Origin of the sequence: Microbacterium gorillae (genome assembly GCF_000826185.2) — a bacterium.
GTDB lineage: Bacteria > Actinomycetota > Actinomycetes > Actinomycetales > Microbacteriaceae > Microbacterium > Microbacterium gorillae.
In genome coordinates this window covers 205,903-224,681 of sequence record NZ_LN648873.1, presented here as the reverse complement: position 1 = coordinate 224,681, position 18,779 = coordinate 205,903, and the positions used below count along the sequence as shown (strand labels likewise).

General features: G+C 69.7%; 20 protein-coding genes and 1 tRNA gene. 10 read left to right on the top strand and 11 right to left on the bottom strand.

The annotated features are described in order from the left end of the window. Positions 1-42 precede the first annotated feature (42 nt). Positions 43-540, top strand: a complete 498-nt coding sequence (locus tag BN1193_RS04040; RefSeq protein ID WP_094770264.1) for a septum formation family protein — start codon at positions 43-45, stop codon at positions 538-540. An 87-nt stretch (positions 541-627) separates the two neighbouring features. Continuing rightward, entirely contained in the window at positions 628-1,737 is a 1,110-nt protein-coding gene (locus tag BN1193_RS04035) for an AI-2E family transporter (protein ID WP_052460412.1), read from the top strand. Here BN1193_RS04035 and BN1193_RS04030 read toward each other — a convergent pair. Beyond that, positions 1,730-2,164, bottom strand: a complete 435-nt coding sequence (locus BN1193_RS04030; RefSeq protein ID WP_040164251.1) for a ribonucleotide reductase stimulatory protein — start codon at positions 2,162-2,164, stop codon at positions 1,730-1,732. The genes BN1193_RS04035 and BN1193_RS04030 overlap by 8 nt on opposite strands. A 133-nt stretch (positions 2,165-2,297) precedes the next feature. Here BN1193_RS04030 and BN1193_RS04025 point away from each other — a divergent pair, with 133 nt between their 5' ends. Then, positions 2,298-3,239, top strand: a complete 942-nt coding sequence (locus tag BN1193_RS04025; RefSeq protein WP_052460411.1) for a DNA topoisomerase IB — start codon at positions 2,298-2,300, stop codon at positions 3,237-3,239. A gap of 41 nt (positions 3,240-3,280) precedes the next feature. Here the strand turns inward: BN1193_RS04025 and BN1193_RS04020 are convergent, their stop codons facing one another. Beyond that, positions 3,281-4,390 carry a S1C family serine protease gene (locus BN1193_RS04020; RefSeq protein ID WP_052460410.1) on the bottom strand — a complete coding sequence of 370 codons (1,110 nt, stop codon included), beginning with the start codon at positions 4,388-4,390 and terminating at the stop codon, positions 3,281-3,283. 248 nt (positions 4,391-4,638) lie between these two features. Here BN1193_RS04020 and BN1193_RS04015 point away from each other — a divergent pair, with 248 nt between their 5' ends. After that, entirely contained in the window at positions 4,639-5,442 is an 804-nt protein-coding gene (locus BN1193_RS04015) for an N-acyl homoserine lactonase family protein (RefSeq protein WP_141396612.1), read from the top strand. Beyond that, positions 5,442-5,801, top strand: a complete 360-nt coding sequence (locus tag BN1193_RS04010) for a hypothetical protein (RefSeq protein WP_040164250.1) — start codon at positions 5,442-5,444, stop codon at positions 5,799-5,801. Before BN1193_RS04015 ends, BN1193_RS04010 begins: the two co-directional genes overlap by 1 nt. 46 nt (positions 5,802-5,847) lie before the next feature. Here the strand turns inward: BN1193_RS04010 and BN1193_RS04005 are convergent. From BN1193_RS04005 to dusB, 5 genes are all read right to left on the bottom strand, one after another. Next, a tRNA-Asn gene (locus tag BN1193_RS04005) sits at positions 5,848-5,923 on the bottom strand. Positions 5,924-6,018: 95 nt separating this feature from the next. Beyond that, positions 6,019-6,789, bottom strand: a complete 771-nt coding sequence (locus BN1193_RS04000) for an ATP-binding cassette domain-containing protein (RefSeq protein WP_052460408.1) — start codon at positions 6,787-6,789, stop codon at positions 6,019-6,021. 32 nt (positions 6,790-6,821) lie between these two features. Further along, complete coding sequence (gene dnaG, locus BN1193_RS03995; RefSeq protein ID WP_040164249.1) at positions 6,822-8,684, bottom strand: DNA primase; 1,863 nt, start codon at positions 8,682-8,684, stop codon at positions 6,822-6,824. Then, positions 8,684-10,024 carry a deoxyguanosinetriphosphate triphosphohydrolase gene (locus tag BN1193_RS03990; protein WP_040164248.1) on the bottom strand — a complete coding sequence of 447 codons (1,341 nt, stop codon included), beginning with the start codon at positions 10,022-10,024 and terminating at the stop codon, positions 8,684-8,686. Before BN1193_RS03990 ends, dnaG begins: the two co-directional genes overlap by 1 nt. Continuing rightward, positions 10,014-11,198, bottom strand: coding sequence for a tRNA dihydrouridine synthase DusB (gene dusB, locus BN1193_RS03985; RefSeq protein ID WP_407662083.1), 1,185 nt, complete (start codon positions 11,196-11,198; stop codon positions 10,014-10,016). The genes BN1193_RS03990 and dusB overlap by 11 nt, the downstream gene beginning before the upstream one ends. A 66-nt stretch (positions 11,199-11,264) precedes the next feature. Here dusB and BN1193_RS03980 point away from each other — a divergent pair, with 66 nt between their 5' ends. From BN1193_RS03980 to BN1193_RS03970, 3 genes are all read left to right on the top strand, one after another. Beyond that, positions 11,265-11,765, top strand: a complete 501-nt coding sequence (locus BN1193_RS03980) for a glutathione peroxidase (protein ID WP_040164246.1) — start codon at positions 11,265-11,267, stop codon at positions 11,763-11,765. Continuing rightward, a complete protein-coding gene (locus tag BN1193_RS03975; protein ID WP_094770262.1) occupies positions 11,762-12,358 on the top strand; it encodes a P-loop NTPase family protein in 597 nt (198 codons plus the stop codon). Before BN1193_RS03980 ends, BN1193_RS03975 begins: the two co-directional genes overlap by 4 nt. Before the next feature lie 139 nt (positions 12,359-12,497). After that, positions 12,498-13,589 carry a PIG-L deacetylase family protein gene (locus BN1193_RS03970; protein WP_040164245.1) on the top strand — a complete coding sequence of 364 codons (1,092 nt, stop codon included), beginning with the start codon at positions 12,498-12,500 and terminating at the stop codon, positions 13,587-13,589. A gap of 62 nt (positions 13,590-13,651) precedes the next feature. On the opposite strand, the gene BN1193_RS03965 is transcribed toward BN1193_RS03970, so the two are convergent. The 3 genes from BN1193_RS03965 to recO are packed head-to-tail and all read right to left on the bottom strand — an operon-like array spanning position 13,652 to position 15,700. Next, positions 13,652-14,164: a GNAT family N-acetyltransferase gene (locus tag BN1193_RS03965; RefSeq protein WP_040164244.1), complete on the bottom strand. Its 513-nt coding sequence runs from the start codon at positions 14,162-14,164 to the stop codon at positions 13,652-13,654. Between the two features lies 1 nt (position 14,165). Beyond that, the gene (locus tag BN1193_RS03960; protein ID WP_040164243.1) at positions 14,166-14,978 is read right to left on the bottom strand and encodes an isoprenyl transferase; all 813 of its coding nucleotides are present in this window, start codon (positions 14,976-14,978) and stop codon (positions 14,166-14,168) included. Continuing rightward, entirely contained in the window at positions 14,975-15,700 is a 726-nt protein-coding gene (recO, locus tag BN1193_RS03955) for a DNA repair protein RecO (RefSeq protein ID WP_040164241.1), read from the bottom strand. Before recO ends, BN1193_RS03960 begins: the two co-directional genes overlap by 4 nt. Positions 15,701-15,846: 146 nt before the next feature. Between recO and BN1193_RS03950 the strand changes: the two genes are divergently transcribed. Continuing rightward, the gene (locus BN1193_RS03950) at positions 15,847-16,542 is read left to right on the top strand and encodes an alpha/beta fold hydrolase (RefSeq protein WP_040164240.1); all 696 of its coding nucleotides are present in this window, start codon (positions 15,847-15,849) and stop codon (positions 16,540-16,542) included. Here BN1193_RS03950 and BN1193_RS03945 read toward each other — a convergent pair. Then, positions 16,522-18,012, bottom strand: a complete 1,491-nt coding sequence (locus BN1193_RS03945; protein WP_052460407.1) for an RNB domain-containing ribonuclease — start codon at positions 18,010-18,012, stop codon at positions 16,522-16,524. The two genes, BN1193_RS03950 and BN1193_RS03945, sit on opposite strands and share 21 nt — an antisense overlap. A gap of 57 nt (positions 18,013-18,069) precedes the next feature. On the opposite strand from BN1193_RS03945, the gene BN1193_RS03940 reads away from it, so the two are divergent. Then, positions 18,070-18,756: a trimeric intracellular cation channel family protein gene (locus BN1193_RS03940; protein ID WP_040164237.1), complete on the top strand. Its 687-nt coding sequence runs from the start codon at positions 18,070-18,072 to the stop codon at positions 18,754-18,756. Positions 18,757-18,779: the final 23 nt, after the last annotated feature.

The following is an 18,779-nucleotide window of genomic DNA, read 5'->3' as shown; positions in this document are numbered from 1 at the left end:
TTCGGGGCCGTATCCGAGCGGCCACACACTGATGGGGAGAAAATGACCAACGCAACTGTGATCCGCCGCACCATGACCGCGGTCGCCGCCCTTGCCCTGGCCGGTGGCCTCGCCGGCTGCAGCACCCTGTTCGGTGCTTCCGCCACCCGCGACGACGAGGGTCAGGTCACCGAAGCCGGTGACCAGAGCGCTTTCGACGTGAAGGTCGGGGACTGCCTGATCGCCCAGGACCAGGACGAGGTCGACACCGTCCCGACCGTGCCCTGCGACAAAGAGCACGACGAAGAGGTCTACTACAACTTCGACGTGACGACCACGGACTACGACTCCGACGAGATGAACACCGAAATCGGTGACAAGTGCATCGCCGAGTTCGAGAAGTACGTCGGCATCGCGCTGGACGACTCCACCGCCTACGACGCGTACCCGATGGTCCCGACCAAGGCCTCCTGGGACGGCGGAGACCGCCAGGTGACCTGCATCGCAACGGCCGCGGACGACTCCAAGCTGACCGGTTCCATCAAGGGCACCGCGAAGTAATCACCGACACCGAAGGGCCCCCGCTGTGTGGGGGCCCTTCGTGCGTGATGGGCTGTGCGCAGTGCATACCGTCGCTACCATGTGGCCATGTCCCCCACCCCCACAGCGTCGGGACCGTTTCCCGCGCCGAAAGCATCCCCCGTCCGCACCGCCGCCCGGCTGGACCGGCCCTTTCTGATCGGGTTCCTGCTCACCGCCGGCGGCCTGAGCGCACTGGTCCTCGGGATCGCACTGTCGAATCTGTCGACGGTGCTGGTCTCGATCGGGTTCGCCGTCTTCCTGGCCCTCGGGCTGGAGCCGTTGGTGCGCGCTCTGGTACGGCGTGGGGTGCCCCGCGGCTGGGCGGTCGTGATCGTCTTCGGTCTGGTCATCCTGTTCGTCGCCGGAGTGATCGCGATCGTCCTGCCGACCGTGATCGGTCAGCTGACGGATTTCGCTCACTCCGTCCCCGACCTCATCCGCGGCTTCCAGCGATCCGAAGTGTTCCGGTTCCTGGAGCAGAACCTCGGGGACGGGTTCGACTCCGTCGTCGCCGACGTGCAGTCCTTCCTCACCGACCCGGGCAACATCCTGGCGATCTCAGGTGGCGCACTGCAGGTCGGCATCACGATCGCGTCAGTGGTCTCCAGCACGATCATCGTCGTGGTGCTCACGCTCTACTTCGTCGCCACTCTGCCCGCCATCAAGCGCGCGGCGATCACCCTGATCGCCGCCCGCCGTCGCGCCCGAGTGGCGGAACTCGCCGATCGCATCGCGGAGTCCGTCGGCGGATACCTCAGCGGCATGGCGCTGCTGGCGCTGTGCAACGCGGTCTTCGTCTTCGTGCTGCACCTGATCCTCCGGCTGCCTTTTCCGCAGCTGATGGCGGTGCTCGCTTTCTGCATCACCCTCATCCCTCTGGTGGGCTCGGTCCTGTACGGGGTGATGGCGGCCGTCCTGGCGCTTTTCTCGGATCCGACGGCGGCGCTCATCTTCGCCGTCGTGTACCTGATCTATATGCAGCTCGAGGCATACCTGCTCACGCCGCGCGTGATGAGCCGGACGATCGCCGTGCCCGGCTCACTGGTGATCATCGGAGCCCTCGTCGGTGGCACCTTGCTCGGCCTGCTCGGCGCGCTCGTCGCCATCCCGGTGACAGCGGCGATCCTGCTCATCGTGCGTGAGGTGTGGATCCCCCGCCAGGACGCGCTCACGTGACGGCGCGACCGGCCAGAGCTGCATCGAGGGACTCGAGGATGTCCTCGCAGCGCTCGAGGTCCTCGGGCGTCCCGGACAGCTCGAATTCGAACAGCACGGGGCGGCCGGACGCGCGCGAGAGCTCGCGTGCGGCCGCTTGGTAGAACTCACCGAAGTTGCGATTGCCCGAGCCGATGATGCCCACCAGGCGACGCCGGGTCACCGGTGAGCGCAGGAACGCCCGCACGGGCGCGGGCAGTGTGACCTGGTCCCGGTTGCCCGCTTTGTACGACGGCGTCAAGAGCACCCACGGCCCGTCCGGTTCAGAGCGGCGCACCTCGGCGTCCGCCAACGATCGAACCTCGCGCCCGTCCCGCGCGAGCGCCGCGGCGAATCGTCCGGTGAGATTCGACACCGACGAGTAGTAGTAGACGGGGACCGGGGGCATGAGCCCATTCTCCGCCCGTGCCGAACCCGTCGGTGCGGCACCGGCGGTGGAGAAAACCCTCCGGCATGTCGTACCGGTGGCGCGAGCACAATCGATCCACCGGCCAGCGTCCGGCATCGGGGAAGGGGACATCGTGGCGACACGCACCGTGACATCCGGTGAGCCCGGAATAGCCCGCTCTCGACGCGGTCGCGGGTTCGTCTACCGCTCCCCCGATGGCACCCGGATCACCGACGACATCGACCTCAGCCGAATCCGCGAGCTCGCGATCCCGCCGGCCTGGCGGCAGGTCTGGATCTGCGCGGACGAGGACGGCCACATCCAGGCGACGGGCGTCGACGCGGCCGACCGCACGCAGTACCGCTACCACGAGGACTGGACGCGGGCGGCGGCGGAACAGAAGTTCGACCGCATGATCGAGCTCGCCGCCACCCTTCCGAGCGCCCGTCGAACCGTCACCAGAGACCTGCGCGCCGCGGACGACGGACGCGAGCATGTCCTGGCTGCGGCCTTTCGGCTCCTGGACAGCGCGTATCTCCGCATCGGCTCCGAACGCTATGCGCGCGAGCACGGCAGCGTCGGCCTGATCACGCTGCGGGCGTCGCACGTGGAAGTGTCCGGGCGCTCGATCACTCTCCGCTTCCGAGGCAAGAGCGGGGTGCCGTGGGAATCCCGCTTGAGCGACCCGGACCTCGCCCGCACGCTCCGGCGGCTGCAGGACGGCGGATCGCGCCGACGCCTGTTGGCGTGGGAGGACGGACGGCGGCGTCGGTCGGTCCGGGCATCCGACATCAATGACGACTTACGCGCGCGGACGGGCGGCGACTACACGGCGAAGGATTTCCGGACGATCCATGCACGGCGACCGCAGCGGCATGCTTCGCGCGCATCGGACCCGCGGACTCCGCGGAAGCCGGTGATGAAGCGGTGCGGGAGACCGCGGAGGCGCTCGGGAACACCATCGCGGTCGCCCGCGGCAGCTACATCGACCCGCGCCTGTTCGCGGCATACGAGAGCGGCCGTACCGTCACGCTGGGTGGCCGGAGCGTCGAGGCTCAGACGCCCGCACTGCTGACCGCCTGACCGAGACGGCCGGCGTCCGGCGCGGCGATGCGGTCACTTCGTGGGGTCCGGCTGCAGTTCGATCTTCTTCGTCATCGTCGATGTTCCGTCCCGTACGATCGTGACCGACACGCTGTCGCCGGGGGCCGATCGCACGGTGAGGTAGGCCAGCGACACCACGGTGGGGGGCTCCTGCTCCCCCAAGCGGGTGATGAGGTCGCCGACCTGAACGCCCGCGGCATCGGCCGAGCCGCCGGCGACCACGGAGGTCACCACGAGCCCCGGCGGGACGCCGAACTGCGCCGCCACCGCCGGCGTGAGGGTCGCGGTCTCCATGCCGAACGAGGGATGGTCCACGCGTCCGTTCTCGATCAGGTCGTCGGTGATCGCACGCACGGTGTCGGCGGGGATGGCGTAGCCGATCCCGATGCTGCCGCCGCCTCCCGTGCCATTCGCGTCCGGGACGGTGGTGATGGCGGTGTTGATGCCGACCAGGGCGCCGGCGCAGTCCACCAGCGCGCCGCCGGAGTTGCCGGGGTTGATCGCGGCGTCCGTCTGGACCGCGCCGGTGATGACGGTCACGCCGCCGTCGCCGGTGGGGAGGTTCACCGAGCGACCCAGGGCGCTCACGATGCCCGCCGTCACGGTGTTGCTGCGCCCGAGAGGTGCGCCGAGAGCGACCACCGGCTGCCCGACCCGCACCTCGCCGGACGCCCCGAAGCGAATCGCCGGAAGTGTGCCGTCGCGCTTGACGCGCAGCACCGCGAGGTCGGTCTGCGGATCGCGCCCGACCAGCTCGGCCTCGAGGCGTTCCCCGTCCGCAAGGGTGACTGCGAGCGAACCCGAGACCGCGGACCCGGTCAGCGCGGAGGAGATCACATGATCGTTGGTGACCACGAGGCCGTCGGTGGACAGGATCGCGCCGCTGCCGTTCCCGCTGCCCGCCGCCCCGCTGGCCCAGACCGTGACGACCGTGGGCAGCACCCGGTCCGTCACTTCCACCGCGTCACAGGATCCCGCGACCGCACCCGCATTCCCGCGACCTGCAGCCGCGCCGCCGACGAGTCCGCCGACGAACCCGATCGCCAGGACGCCGACCGCTGCGGCGGCGAGCAGGAACGGACGGGCACGCCACCACGGGCGCTTCGCAGGGGTCGTGAGCATCGGGCAGTCCTCCGCCCTCATTCTGCGAAGTCCGACGCGGTGCACGGCAAGGGTGGACGCCGCTCAGCGGTACCGCCCGACCGTGTTCCGGTGGCGCGCATACCGCGATTCGGGAAGGTCGAACCGAGATTTCCGCGGTCCGGAATCGACGGTCGCGGCGGACCATCTGCTGGCAGGATGTCCCAACGCCGGGACGATCCGGCACGACGCGAGATGGCCCGCCAGTGGGTCGTGTGAAGGAGCACATCGTGACACAGTTCGCCGCGCCCACCGGGACCGTCGAAGACATCTGGACCCTCGATGTCGGACGGTTGACCTTCGACGCCGGGTTGGTGATGCTCGGCGGTTCCGGGCAAGTCCTCTCCCCCATCACCGCCACTCTCATCCGGCACGAGCGCGGACTCGTCTTGTTCGACACCGGACTGGATCCGGCCGCGGCCGGGCGCGCCGTGGAGGAGTTCGGTGAACTCGCGTCCATGTTCGAGATGCTCTACACGCCCGAACAGCGGGTGGACGCGCAGATCCAGCTGATGGGATTCGACCCTGCTGAGGTGACGCACGTGCTCATCTCGCACTCGCACTTCGACCACTCCGGAGGAATGCGGCTGTTCCCGAACGCCAAGTTCTACATCGGCGCGCCGGACCTGCAGTACGTGTTCTGGCCGGACCCGTTCCCCACCGCGTTCTGCCGCTGGGAGGACTTCCAGGCGGTGAAGTCCCACGAGTGGCACCCGGTCCGCGGCGATCTGGATCTGTTCGGCGACGGGAGCATCGTGTTCCTGGAGCTTCCCGGCCACACCCCCGGCAACCACGGGCTGATGGTACGGCTCGCGGACGAGACGATCCTCATCACCGGCGACACCATCCATCTGGCCGCGGCGCTCGAGAACCGGTTTCCGATGGGCGGTGATCACAACACGTCCGACACGGTCCGCTCGATCGACCGGCTGCGTCAGCTGCGCGACTCCCACGATGCCGCGGTGTGGGTGACGCACGACCCGATCAGCATCGACGCACATGGCGGGTTCGGCAGATACCGGGGTCGTCGCTGATGGCCGTGATGATCGAGTACGCCTGCCCGTGCGGGGGTCGCTTCGACTCCTGGCAGAGCGCCCCGGCGGCGGCCGCTCTCCCGTGCCCTGCCTGTGGCCAGCCGGCGCGACGCCGCTACGGCTTCCGGACCGGAGCACGCCCGAGCGACGCCGCTCCCGCCTCCCCCGGTCACGGCGATCACGACGCACCGGGGTCCTGCACCCTGGTTCCCACGGCGGCCCGCGCGCTGGCCGCCCGGTGGCGTGGAGACGAGCGAGCGCTGCACCGCGAGTTCGCCGCGCAGGAACGTGCCACCTCCGCCGGGACTCTCGATCCCACCGCCTCGATCACCACCGCGGTACCGCTGACGCACGCGTGAACGAGCACGAATAAGGCCCGAACTTCCGCGGAAGTTCGGGCCTTTCTGGCTCCCCCACTTGGACTCGAACCAAGAACCTGCCGGTTAACAGCCGGCTGCTCTGCCAATTGAGCTATGGAGGATCATCACCCTCGCGGGCAACAGAGAAAGCCTAACAGATCTCGGATGCCCCAGACGAACCGGCCGACCTCCGGGCGTGCCGGACGGGGCCTTCCGATCAGGACCCGATGATCGAAACCGGGCTGGTGGCCGGCGGGCGCGGGATCGCGGTGTGGTCGCCGACCGCGACGACCGTGCCCGCGCGCAACGCCATGGTGTCCGCCTGCAGTTCGCGCGCCAGATCCGGGTCGTTCGTGACCAGGAGCGCCGCCATCCCCCATGCCTTCTGGCGGCGCCGGATGGCGTCATACACGACGTGCTTGACCTCGATGTCGAGGTTGGCCATCGGCTCGTCCGCGATCAGCACGGTCGGATCCAGAACCACGGCGTGCGCGAAGGCGACGCGCTGGAGCATTCCGGCGCTCAGCTCGTAGGGGTACTTGTCGGCCGCCCCCAGCGGAAGGTGCATCTCGTCCAGGAGCGACGCGACGCGCACGGACAGCGCCTGCTGGTTCACGCGACGATCACGGCTCGTGATCGGATACGCGATCGTCTCGCCGACCGTGAGACGCGGCGGCAGGACGGCACCGGCGCTCTGCGGCAGATAGCCGGTGTGGTAGACCCACTCCCGGCGTGCCCGCCCCGGATGGCGCACCGAGATGCCGCCGACCCACGCCTCACCGCCCACCGGAGCGAGGCCGTCCGGCTTCTGACCGGCCAGAATCGCGGCGAGCGAGGACTTCCCGGAGCCGGTGGCACCGGAGAACGCGAGCGCCTTCCCTGGCTCGAGAACGAAGGACACCCCGTCCACGACGCGCACGCCTGCAGAGGTCCCGATACTGAAGTCGACCGCTCGAATGGCAGCGGACTCATCCCGACGTCTGGCCATGCCTCCATGATCGCCGAATCCGGCGGACGGTGCTACTCCTCGCGCAGGCGTCGCGTCTCCATCTCCAGCTCGACGATGCGCCGGGAGATGGCCCGGCCCTCCTCGGATTCCGCGGTAGCACGCCGCAGGGCGCCGACCAGGTCGTGCTTCTGGCGCTTCAGATCCCGGTCGATGAGATTTCTGACATGTTCCGCGGCGACGTTCTTCGCGGCCGTCTCTGAATTGGCGTGGAACTCGCTGGCCAGCAGCTCGCCGGCGAGCACCCGATACGGCTCGCGGACGTTCTCGACCGCGGTCATGGCCCACCCTGGGCGACTGCGCTCCGGAACCGCGCGGATTCCCTCGCGCACCGCGTCCAAGCCGGGGTGGGTGAGCTGGACGCCGACGGCGCGCGTCAGCAGCGGCGTGTCGATGAGGTGCCCGAACTGCAGGATCGCGACGAGCGCCTCAGTGTCCTTACGGACCTCGGGGGTGGACGGCAGAGTCGCCAGCGTGACCGACTGCAGCGCCGGCGTGGGCGCGGGCTGCTCCGGGGCGGTGTGCCGCGTCGGTTCGGCCCCCTTCTCCCGGCCGCGGTGCAAAGCGGACTGGACGGCACGGTGGACGTCACTGAGATCGCTGCCGACGCGCTGCGCGAGCACACGCTCGTACCCGGCCCGGGTGGGGGCGTCGGCGATGTCCGCCACGATCGGCACGGCTGCTCTGATCGCCCCGACGCGACCTTCGACGCTGGCCAGGTCGTAGCCGGCGATCTTCTGGTCGATGACGAACTCGAACATCGGCACCTTGGTGTCCATCAGCGCCCGGACCGCGCCGTCGCCGCGCTGCAGGCGCAGATCGCACGGGTCCAGCCCGTCGGGCGCCACCGCAACGTAGGTGCGGGCGTTGAACCGCTTGGAGTCCGCGAATGCACGCAGGGCGGCCTTCTGGCCCGCGGCATCCGGATCGAAGGTGAACACGACCTCGCCGGCGGCGGACTCATCCCCCATCACCCGTCGCAGCAGCGTGATGTGGTCCGTGCCGAACGCGGTGCCGCAGGTCGCGACCGCGGTGGTGACGCCGGCCAGATGCGCGGCCATGACGTCGGTGTAGCCCTCCACGACCACGACGCGCTTCGGGTCGCCTCGGGAGATGTCGCGCTTGGCGAGGTCCAGGCCGTAGAGCACCTGAGCCTTCTTGTAGATCGGCGTCTCCGGGGTGTTCAGGTACTTCGGGCCCTGATCGTCCTCGTACAGCTTGCGTGCACCGAAGCCGATGGTCTGGCCGGTGACGTCGCGGATAGGCCAGAGCACGCGGCCTCGGAAGCGGTCGTACACGCCACGCTGTCCCTGCGAGACCACGCCGGCCGCGGTCAGCTCTTCGACGCTGAAGCCCTTCCGGCGCAGAGCGTCGAGCATGTTGCTCCACCCGCGCGGCGCGTAGCCGACGCCGAAATGCGCCGCCGCGCCGGGGTCGAAGCCGCGGGACCCGAGGAACCGTCGCGCGGTGTCCGCTTCCGGTGTCATCAGCTGCTCGCGGAACCACTCCGCCGCCGCGGCGTTCACCGCGTACAGCCGCGACCGCCCACTGCTCTCGTTCGGGGCGGAACCGCCGTCCTCGTAGTGCAGCGTGAAGCCGATCCGACCGGCCAACCGCTCCACCGCCTCGGTGAAGCTGACATGGTCCATCTCGCGCAGGAACGTGTAGACGTCCCCGGAGGCGCCACAGCCGAAGCAGTGGTAGAAGCCGACCTGCGGACGCACGTGGAAGCTGGGGCTCTTCTCATCGTGGAACGGACACAGGCCCTTCATCGAACCGACGCCCGCGGATCGCAATGCGACCCGCTCGCCCACCACGTCGGCGATGTTCGTCCGGGATTTGACCTCGTCGACGTCCGCCTGCGCGATGCGCGGCATCACAGTCTCCAGAGAGCGGGTTGCGAGATCCCCGGTGCCCAGATGCCGATCTCCACCGGGTCGAGATCGCCGACGAAGCGGCGGTGCCAGGCCACGGCGGTCTGGTCGGTGAGGCTCGCGACCTGGTCCACGACGATGCGGCGCCGGGTCGCGTCGTCGGCGGCGGCCGCGAAGTCGGCCGCGAACACAGGATCGAGCGCGCGCTCGCCGTCGGCCCAGAGGGCGTTGGCCAGGCGCTTGAGCACCCGACGCTGCTCCTTGTAGAGCTCCTTGCGGCCGTCGATGGACACCACGGTGGCCCCGATGATGCCCTTCAGCACGGCGACCTCGGTCTCCACCACCCGCGGGACCACCACGTGCGCGTGGTAGCGCGTCATCGACTCGACCGGATACGCCTCCTTGGTCGCCGTGGTGGCGGCCCGGGCGAAGCGGCCGATGAGCTCGCTGGTGAGGTTCTTCAGGCGGGCGAGGTCGGCGCGGGAGTGGTCGAAGCTGCGCAACCACTGCGGCAACCGCGTGAGACGGTACAGCGCGTCATCCAGCTCATCGCGGGAGAAGTCGTAGCCCACCCACGTCTGGATCGCCGACACCAGCGCCTCATGCTCGGCCGGATCGTTCAGACGCGCGGGGTTGAGGTAGCCGTTCATGACGGCGTCCTCGAAGTCGTGCACGGAGTACCCGATGTCGTCGCTGAGGTCCATCACCTCGGCCTCGATGCAGCGCACGCGCCCCGGCGCACCCTGGCGCATCCAGTGGAACACCGGCTCATCGTCGGGGTACACACCGAACTTCAGCCGTCCGCCCGGGTCGGGCAGCGGAGCGTCCGCGGTCCACGGGTACTTGCACGTGGCGTCCAGGCTCGCGCGGGTGAGGTTCAGCCCGTACCCGGTGCCGTCCTCGTCCATCACCTTCGGCTCCAGCCGGATGAGGATCCGCAGCGTCTGCGCGTTGCCCTCGAAGCCGCCGATGTCGCTCGCCCAGTCGTTCAGCGCGCGCTCGCCGTTGTGACCGAACGGCGGGTGGCCGAGGTCGTGGCTGAGGCATGCGGTGTCCACCAGGTCCGGATTCAGGCGCAGGCTCGTCGCCAGCTCCCGACCCACCTGGGAAACCTCGAGCGAGTGCGTGAGGCGGTTACGAGCGAAATCCGCGGGGCTCGCCGGCGAGAGCACCTGCGTCTTGGCCGCGAGCCGGCGCCACGCGGCGGAGTGCAGCACGCGCGCGCGGTCGCGGGCGAAGTCGTCTCGTTCGGAGCGGTGCTGCTCCCCGTGGAAGCGTTCGACATCGGCCGCATCGTATCCGGCGGGGACCCGGACCGATGCGCCGCGCGCGTCAGCCGCCACTGGTGTCCGCTTCGGTCTCGGTCATCTCGGACGCGTGCTCGGCGGCGATGTCATGCGAGTCCAGCCACCCCTGCGGGAGGACGGTGCGCTTCGGGGAGCCTGCGCGACCGCGCTGGCCCTCGGCCGCCGAACCCGGATACGGTGCGTCCAGCTCGAGCGTGGCCAGCAGGTCGTCCACCTCGGCGAGCGTGGACACCTTGGCCAACGCGGCGCGGGTGTCGCCCCCGACCGGGTAGCCCTTGAAGTACCACGCGACGTGCTTGCGGATGTCCTTGCAGCCACGGTCCTCGTCCTCGAAGAACTCGACGAGCAGCTCGGCGTGCCGCCGGAACGCGTCCGCGACGAAGCCGAGCGTGGCGTCCACCGGCGTGGTCGGCAGGTGGCCGAGCGCGGCGGCGAGATCACCGAACAGCCACGGGCGGCCCAGGCAACCGCGACCGACGACGACGCCGTCGCAACCCGTTTCCGCCATCATCCGCACCGCATCATCGGCGGACCAGATGTCGCCGTTGCCGAGCACCGGAACCGAGGTGATCGTTTCCTTGAGCTTCGCGATCGCGGACCAGTCCGCGTGGCCGGAATAGTACTGGCTCGCAGTGCGGCCGTGCAGCGCCATGGCGGCGACCCCCGCGTCCTCGGCCATGCGTCCGGCATCGAGGTAGGTGAGGTGGTTCTCGTCGATGCCCTTGCGCATCTTGACCGTGAGCGGCAGGTGCTCGGCGGCCTGCACGGCGCCGGTGACGATCTCGTTGAACAGGCTGTGCTTCCACGGCAACGCGGAACCACCGCCCTTGCGGGTGACCTTGGGGACGGGGCAGCCGAAGTTCAGATCGATGTGGTCCGCGCGGTCCTCCGCGACGATGATCCGGACGGCCTCGGCGACGGTCTTCGGGTCCACGCCGTAGAGCTGGATCGACCGCGTCGTCTCGGACGGGTGGTGCGTCACGAGGCGCATCGTCACCTCATTGCGCTCGACGAGCGCGCGCGAGGTGATCATCTCCGAGACGAAGAGCCCGGCACCGTACTCGCGGCACAGGCGGCGGAAGGCCGTGTTCGTGATTCCCGCCATCGGAGCGAGCACGACCGGAGCATCCAGCTCGATCGGCCCGATCCGCAACGGCGCGGTGGACGCACCCGTCTGCGGGGCGGCCGTGGGAGCCAGAAGAGTGTTCACTCCCCCATTCTTCCAGATCCCTCCACACCCGGCGCCACGACCCGCGCTCCGCAGTAGGCTCGGCACATGAGCGAGACGACCACGGACCTGCGCACCATCCCCTTCGCCGGAGCGGACGGGAGTGAGCACACGCTCGCCGAGTACGCCGACGATGTGGTGCTGGTGGTCAACGTCGCCTCCAAGTGCGGTCTGACTCCGCAGTACGAGCAGCTCGAGCAGCTGCAGAAGGCCTACGCCGAGCGCGGCTTCACCGTGCTCGGCTTCCCGTGCAACCAGTTCCTCGGCCAGGAACCCGGTTCCATGGACGAGATCCTGGACTACTGCTCGACGACCTGGGGCGTCTCGTTCCCGATCCTGGACAAGATCAAGGTCAACGGTTCCGGCGCCGCTCCCCTGTACAAGGCGCTGAAGAAGGCCAAGGACGTCGAGGGCACCAAGGGTCCGATCATGTGGAACTTCGAGAAGTTCGTCCTGACGCCCGGTGGCGAACTGCACCGGTTCCGTCCGCAGACCAAGCCCGACGCCGAGGAGATCGTCTCGGTCATCGAGGCCAATCTGCCCCGATGAGCGCGGGCCCCGCGCCCCTGCTCTCCCCCACCGACCCGCTGCCGACGCACGACCGCGTCCTGGTGTGCGGCGTCACCGGCATTGGCAAGTCGACGCTCTGCCGCGCCGTGTCCCGGATGTGGGACCTGCCGTACACCGAGCTGGACAGTCTGTACCACGGCCCCGGATGGACGCGTCGTGACACCTTCACGGCCGACGTCGAGCGCGTGGCGGCGAGCGAGCGGTGGGTCAGTGAGCTGCAGTATCTCGGGGACGGCGCCGGCTATCTTCTTGCGGACCGCGGGCAGCTGCTGCTCTGGCTGGATTATCCGCGCCGGATCGCCCGCGCCCGACTCTGGCGACGGACCCTTCGCCGGCGCCTCGACGGCGCGGAGATCTGGCCGCAGACCGGGAATCGCGAGGGGCCGCTCTGGCGGGCCCTGGTGGACGAGAACCACCTGCTCCGGTGGGAGGGGCGCACGCACGCGAAGTGGCGCGAGCGCTACATCCCGGAGCTGCGACGCTCGCACCCGGACCTCGCTGTCGTGCGCTTCGGTCACCCGCGTGAGCTGGAGGCGTGGCTCTCCGCCCGCGCCGATGCCACGCCCCGGTGACCGCACGCGCCGGCTGAGAAAGCGGTTCTGACCGACACCGGCCGGGGAAAATCAGCCGCGACGTGGGGCGTTGTCGCAGGAATCAGCACCGCGGGCATGGGAGAATGCGGCGGGATCGTTCTGGGGGAAAGGATGCGCGGTGGCGAGACACGCGCAAGCGAAATGGAAGCGCACGCCGGTCGGCGTGGTCGTGGCCGTCTGCGTCGTCCTGGCGTTGATCGCGGTCGGCGGGGCGATCGGCGTCCGCCATCTGCTCGGCGGCGGTGGACTGTTCGCAGCCGGGGCCACACCACGCCCCACGCTCACGCCGGTACCCGCGCACACGACCCCGAGCGCTCCGCCGTCACCGCACAGCCCGTCGGCACCGACCACACCGCCCGTGTCACCGGCCGCACTGCCGTGCGACGGCCCGACCACGATGTCGGTCATGGCGCACTACGACGATGATCTGCTCTTCGCCAATCCCACCCTGATGAAGGCCGAACGCGACGGCGGGTGCGTTCGCACCGTCTTCGTCACGGCCGGGGATGCCGGCAAAGGTTTCGGCTACGTCAAGGACCGCGAAGAGGGCCTGATGCGCGCCTACAACATCATGCGCGGGGCCCCGGTGGACGCCCGGTGGGACGTGCGCGACGTCGATCTGCGCACCGGGCTGCACCTGACCACGGTCAGCCCCCAGGGCGATCCGCGCATCACGGTCGTCCTGATGCGCCTGCCCGACGGCGACATCGACGCGAACGGTTTTGATTCCACCGGTCACGCGACGATCATGCGGCTGCTGGACGGCGACATCACCGAGGCCCGTCAGCTGGACACGGATCGCCCGGTGACGCGGGAGGAGCTCGTCACCAGCGTGCAGGAACTCATCCGTGCCTACGACCCGCAGACGCTGATCGGCATGGTCCCGCTGGAATCGCACTGGCACGTCGGTGACGACCCCCGGCGTCCCGATCATCCGGATCACGGTGCCGTCGGATCCCTGCTGCGCACCGCCTGGACGGAGATGGGATTCCCGGAGAGCAAGGTGCGCTACGCGGTCGGCTACCCGGGACGGTCGCTCGCGGCGAACGTGTCCGGCGAAGACCTCCGCATCAAGATCGATGCATTCCGGACCTACTCCGCCAAGGACAGCGTCTCTCGGTGCACCACGGACGAGTCCTGCCTGAAACTCAAGCCCTTCGGCACGTCGCTGCAGCGCGAGTACCTGCTCACGGACGCCGAACTCTTCTGACGCGGATGCTCCCGCCCGCGGCAGTCGTGCGCGCAGGAATGTGCCGGAAGTGACCGCGACGTTCAGAGTGTGCGGACGTGCCGCAGCTCGCGCAGGTCGCTCGCCCCGCCCGCCGCGCCGATCTTCACGGTGCCGTCGCCGTGCCAGCCGTGGCGCTCGTAGAAGCCGATCGCACGCTCATTGCCGTCCAGGACCCAGAGATACGCGGAGCTGAACCCGTCCGCGCGCAGGTCGTCCTCGACACGGGTGATGAGTGCATGCCCGACCCCGTGGCCCCACGCGTCCGGAGCGGCATAGAGACCACTCAGCTCGCCGCGGTCCTCCAGGCCCTCGTCACGTCCGCGACCGAAACTCGCCCAGCCCACGATCCGCCCGTCCAGCTCCGCGACGCGCAGACCGTGCTCTGAGGAACCGATCAACGCCGACCAGCGCTGTGTGCGCTGTGTGAGATCCAGCCCGTCGAGGACCTCATCGGCGATGAGTCCGCGGTACGCGACGCGCCAGCTGTCGATGTGAACGCCCGCGACGGCGTGCGCGTCCGACTGCTCGGCCCAGCGCACCTGCACGGCTGTCATCTCAGCCCGCCACCGCGTCGGGGGTGTCCACCGCTCCGCCGAAGCGCCGCTCGCGACCGGTGTAGAGGTCGATCGCGTGCCAGAGGTCCCGGCGCGTGAAATCCGGCCACAGGGTGTTCAGGAACACCATCTCGGCGTACGCGGACTGCCAGAGCAGGAAGTTGGAGGTGCGCTGCTCCCCCGACGAGCGGACGAACAGGTCCACGTCCGGCATGTCCGGCTGGTAGAGGCGCTTGGCGATGAGCTTCTCGGATACCGCGGACGGCCGCAGCCGACCGGCCGCGACGTCATCCGCGATGCCCCGCACCGCGTCGGCGATCTCGACCCGGCCGCCGTAGTTCACGCACATCGTCAGCGTCAAACGATCGTTGCCGGCCGTCAGTTGCTCGGCGTACTGCAGCTCCTTGATCACCGATCCCCATAGGCGCGGCTTGCGTCCGGCCCACCGGACCCGGACGCCCCACTCGTTGAGCTGGTCTCGGCGGCGATGCAGCACGTCTCGGTTGAAGCCCATCAGGAAGCGGACTTCATCCGGCGAGCGCGTCCAGTTCTCGGTGGAGAACGCGTACACCGACAGGTGCGTCACCCCCGCCTGCAGGGCTCCGGCGACCACGTCCAACAGAGACGCTTCCCCCGCCTTGTGACCTTCGATACGGCTCAGCCCCCGGCGGTTCGCCCAACGACCGTTGCCGTCCATGACGATCGCCACGTGCTTCGGCACCGTGCCGCGGGCGTACGCGGGCGGGTACTCCCCCGTCCAGTCGACCGGGCGGAACGGCTCGGCGTCACGGTGGGTGAAGGGTTTCGGGGTCACACGGTCTCCACGTGGGCCAGGGAGCGGATGCCCCGCTCGATATGCCATTGAGTGTAGGCGGCGATGAGCCCGGACGCGGCGCCGATGTCGCGCTGCTCGGCGGCATCCACGAGGTCCCAGTCGCCGCGCATCAGGGCGGCGAGCACGGCGACGGTCGTGGGCGTGACCCGAGCGGCGCCCGCCGGCGCGCACCCGCGGCACACCATGCCACCCGCCTGCGCCACGAAGGAGTCGTGCGGGCCCGGAGCGCCGCAGCGCGCGCAGGCGTCGAGGGCCGGCGACCAGCCGGACATCGCCATCACGCGCAACAGGTACGAATCCATCGTCGCGCGCGGCTGGTGCTCACCGCGGGACAGGGAGCGCAGTCCCCCGACGAGCAGCAGGTACTGCTGCGGGGTGGCCTCGGCGTCGCTCAGCCGGTCCGCGGTCTCCACCATCGCGCTGGCCGCGGTGAAGCGGTCGTAGTGGATCGCGATGTCGGCGCCGTACGCGCCGAGCGACTCGGCCTGCTGGATGATGTCCAGCGAGCGGCCGATGTGCAGCTGCACGTCGGCGACCATGAACGGCTCCAACCGCGCGCCGAAGCGGGACGAGGTCCGTCGGACACCCTTCGCGACCGCCCGGATCTTGCCGTTGCGCCGACTGAGCATTGTGACGATGCGGTCCGCCTCGCCCAGCTTGTGGGTGCGCAGGACCACCGCTTCGTCTCGATAGGTGGGCACCGATCCATTATCCGCCGTGCCACGGACAACGTCGCTCGGCGCACCGGGTGGCTCGCGTGCGCAATACCCGCGCTCGACACGGCGGAATCCGACCGGCACTGCGGAGCACGCGCCGCGGTGTCCGTGGCCCCACCTAGCGTCGACACATGGACATCATCCTCATCGCGGGGCTCTGGCTTCCGCATACCGTCTGGGCGCGCACCGCCGCCGCCCTCAACCGCCGTGGGCATCGGGCCACGACGGTGCGACTGCCCGGGGCGGACGACGACGCGCGCCGGGTCCGGCTGGACGACCAGCTCAGCGCGGTCATCACGGCCGTCGACGCGGCCGACCGGCCGCTCGTGGTGGGTCACTCCGCCGCCGCGACCCTGGCCTGGCTGGCGGCCGACCGGCGCGCTGAGAGCGTGGCCGGGGTCGTTCTCATCGGCGGCATGCCGCGATCGGACGGCGAGTCCTACGCCGCGTTCTTCCCCGTTCACGAGGACGGCATGCACTTTCCCGGCTGGGAACCGTTCGCGGGGCCGGACACCGCAGATCTGTCGCCGCAGGAACTGGACGACCTCGCGATCTCGGTCCGTCCCGTCTCGCGCGGTGTCGCGCTCGGCGCGGTCCGCTACACCGATGCCGCGCGTCGCACCGTGCCGGTGACGGTGATCTGCCCGGAGTTCTCCGTCCACGACGGCGAGGAGTGGATCGCCTCCGGCGAGGTTCCGGAGCTCTCCGCCGCCACCTCAGTGGATCTCATCGACATCGACACCGGACACTGGCCGATGATCAGCTCCCCGGATCAGCTGGCCGAGGCGATCGATGAGGTCGGGGCGTCACTTCTGGCCGGGGTCTGACCCACCGCCGCTCGCACCGTCCTTCGCCGGAGCGGCGGGCTGCGTCGCCTGCGAGGGGTCCGCCGCCTCGAACGTCACCGTGCGTTCGTCGAGGTCCACACCGGTCAGCCGGACGCGGACGTGCGCGCCGGGTTCGCCACGCACGAAGGCGTCCGCCTCCACCGGCGGGTCGACCAGTTCCACGCGCGCCCGCTCGTTCCGGCGCTCCAGCACGATGGCGTCGAATTCCGAGCCCACCCGCTTGTCCATCACCGCTGCGGTGACCACCGCCAGGGACTCTCGTTCCACGCGACCCGCCCGCGAGCCGGACTCCTGCATGATCTCGGGCAGGCCCTCCAGGCCCGCGGTGGCCCAATCCGGGACCGGACGACCGTTGGCGATGGCTTCGCAGTGTGCGAGGACGTATCGATCCACGAGTCGACGCAGCGGTGCGGTGGTGTGGGCGTACGGTGCGCCGATCGCAGCCTGCGTCACCTCATCATCGGGTCGGGTGCCGTTCAGAACCACGTACCCGGCGCCGCGGAACAGCCGACGCGCGGCATTCAGGATCGCCAGGGTCACCGGGGATTCGCGCGGCAGGCGGCGCAGGTAGGCACCGTAGTCCTCGTCCGGGAGCCAATCCACACCGAGCGCCGTGGACTGCTTGCGGAACTCCGCCATGTCCTCCGCCGACGGCCGCGGCATCGTCCGCAGGACTCCGACACCCGCATCGAGCTGAAGACGCGCCGCCGCCATCCCGGTCATCAGCGAGATCTGCGCATTCCATTCCTCCACCGGCAGCATGCTGCGCCGTGTGATGTGCCAGCGGCCCCCGCGCAGGACGACCTCCTCGTCCGGCAGCCCGAGGGATGCCCCCTGACGGCCGGCTTCCTGGCTGATGCGCAGTCGCCCGACCTCCCGTAGCGGCACCAGCGCGGGGTCGCCCTGCTCGATGCGCTCCTGCGCTTCCACATAGCTCAGTTGCTCGCGTGAGCGTACGCGCATTCGGCGCAGGGTGGTCTCGGTGACCGCTCCGGACGCGTCGAGCACCATGCGCCAGACGTAGGCGCCGCGTTCCACGTCCGGCAGCAGACTGGCGGCGTCCTCGCTCAGCACGCGGGGGTGCAGCGGAATCGTCTCGTCGGGGGCGTACAGCGTCTGTCCACGCTCGCGGGCTTCCCGGTCGACCGCCCCGCCCGCGGGTACCACGGCGGGCAGGTCCGCGATCGCGTAGTGCACGACGAACCCGGAACCCTCGTGCGCGATGGCGAGGGCCTGATCCAGGTCACGAGAACCCGCCGGGTCGATCGTGACGAACGGGATGTTCGTGCCGTCCTCATCGGGCAGGACGACCGAGCGCGCTGCGCTCTCGGCCTCCGCGGTGACCTCCGGTGGGAAGTCGGCGGTCACCCCGACGGCTTCGCGGACCGCTCGCAGGTTCTGCTCGATCCACTCGGAGGACTGGCTCAGTCGGGTGTAACGCATCGGCATGCCGTCAAACGTAGCCCGCGGACCACCGGTCTGTCCGGGGCACGCCAGAATGGACGGGTGAACTCCGATGTGCTCATCATCCCGCTGTGGGCCGATCTGACGGCTGTGGGCCTGGGCGGACTCCAGGGCGCGATGTTCGCGGCCGGGTTCCAGGGTCAGCGCCGCCTCGACCCGCTCGGCGTCGCGATCATCGGCATTCTGATCGGCATGGGCGGCGGTCTCATCCGCGACCTGCTCCTCGGTGTGCCGCCGGCGACGCTGCAGTCCAACTGGTATCTCATCGCGGCAGCCGGCGCGGCCCTGCTGGGCATGCTGATCTCCAGCCTGCTGCGGCGGGTGAACGCGCTCGTGGTGGTGCTCGACGCCGTTGCGATCGGCATGTTCGGCGCGTTCGGCACCGCGAAGGCTCTGGTCCTCGGTGTCCCGGTCATCCCGGCGATCTTCATCGGCACGGCCGCGGCTGTCGGAGGGTCCATCCTGCGTGACGTGATCATGGGCCTGCCGGTCGCGATCATGCACGTCGGGTCGCTCTACGCGGTCGCCGCGATCGGCGGGTGCTCGGTGCTCGCGGTGAGCGTGAAACTCGGCGTGGGGATCGTGCCGGCCGCGATCATCGGCATCGTGGTCACGGCCGTCATTCGCGTCCTGGCCGTCGTGTTCGACCTGTCCCTCCCGGAGCAGCGGGAGCTGCATCGCCGCAAGGTCGCCGCCGAGACCGGCGTCATCCCGATCGTCAAGCCCTGACCCGCGAAACACCCAGGCACGTC

Bases quoted from the DNA above. Each gene is read 5' to 3' on its own strand.
- BN1193_RS03975 (WP_094770262.1), top strand. From the start codon at position 11,762: ATGAGCGCGGGCCCCGCGCCCCTGCTCTCCCCCACCGACCCGCTGCCG.
- dnaG (WP_040164249.1), bottom strand. From the start codon at position 8,684: ATGCCGCGCATCGCGCAGGCGGACGTCGACGAGGTCAAATCCCGGACG.
- BN1193_RS04035 (WP_052460412.1), top strand. From the start codon at position 628: ATGTCCCCCACCCCCACAGCGTCGGGACCGTTTCCCGCGCCGAAAGCA.
- BN1193_RS04020 (WP_052460410.1), bottom strand. From the start codon at position 4,390: ATGCTCACGACCCCTGCGAAGCGCCCGTGGTGGCGTGCCCGTCCGTTC.
- BN1193_RS04010 (WP_040164250.1), top strand. From the start codon at position 5,442: ATGGCCGTGATGATCGAGTACGCCTGCCCGTGCGGGGGTCGCTTCGAC.
- BN1193_RS03980 (WP_040164246.1), top strand. From the start codon at position 11,265: ATGAGCGAGACGACCACGGACCTGCGCACCATCCCCTTCGCCGGAGCG.
- BN1193_RS03950 (WP_040164240.1), top strand. From the start codon at position 15,847: ATGGACATCATCCTCATCGCGGGGCTCTGGCTTCCGCATACCGTCTGG.
- BN1193_RS04040 (WP_094770264.1), top strand. From the start codon at position 43: ATGACCAACGCAACTGTGATCCGCCGCACCATGACCGCGGTCGCCGCC.
- BN1193_RS03945 (WP_052460407.1), bottom strand. From the start codon at position 18,012: ATGCCGATGCGTTACACCCGACTGAGCCAGTCCTCCGAGTGGATCGAG.
- BN1193_RS03965 (WP_040164244.1), bottom strand. From the start codon at position 14,164: ATGACAGCCGTGCAGGTGCGCTGGGCCGAGCAGTCGGACGCGCACGCC.
- BN1193_RS04000 (WP_052460408.1), bottom strand. From the start codon at position 6,789: ATGGCCAGACGTCGGGATGAGTCCGCTGCCATTCGAGCGGTCGACTTC.
- BN1193_RS04030 (WP_040164251.1), bottom strand. From the start codon at position 2,164: ATGCCCCCGGTCCCCGTCTACTACTACTCGTCGGTGTCGAATCTCACC.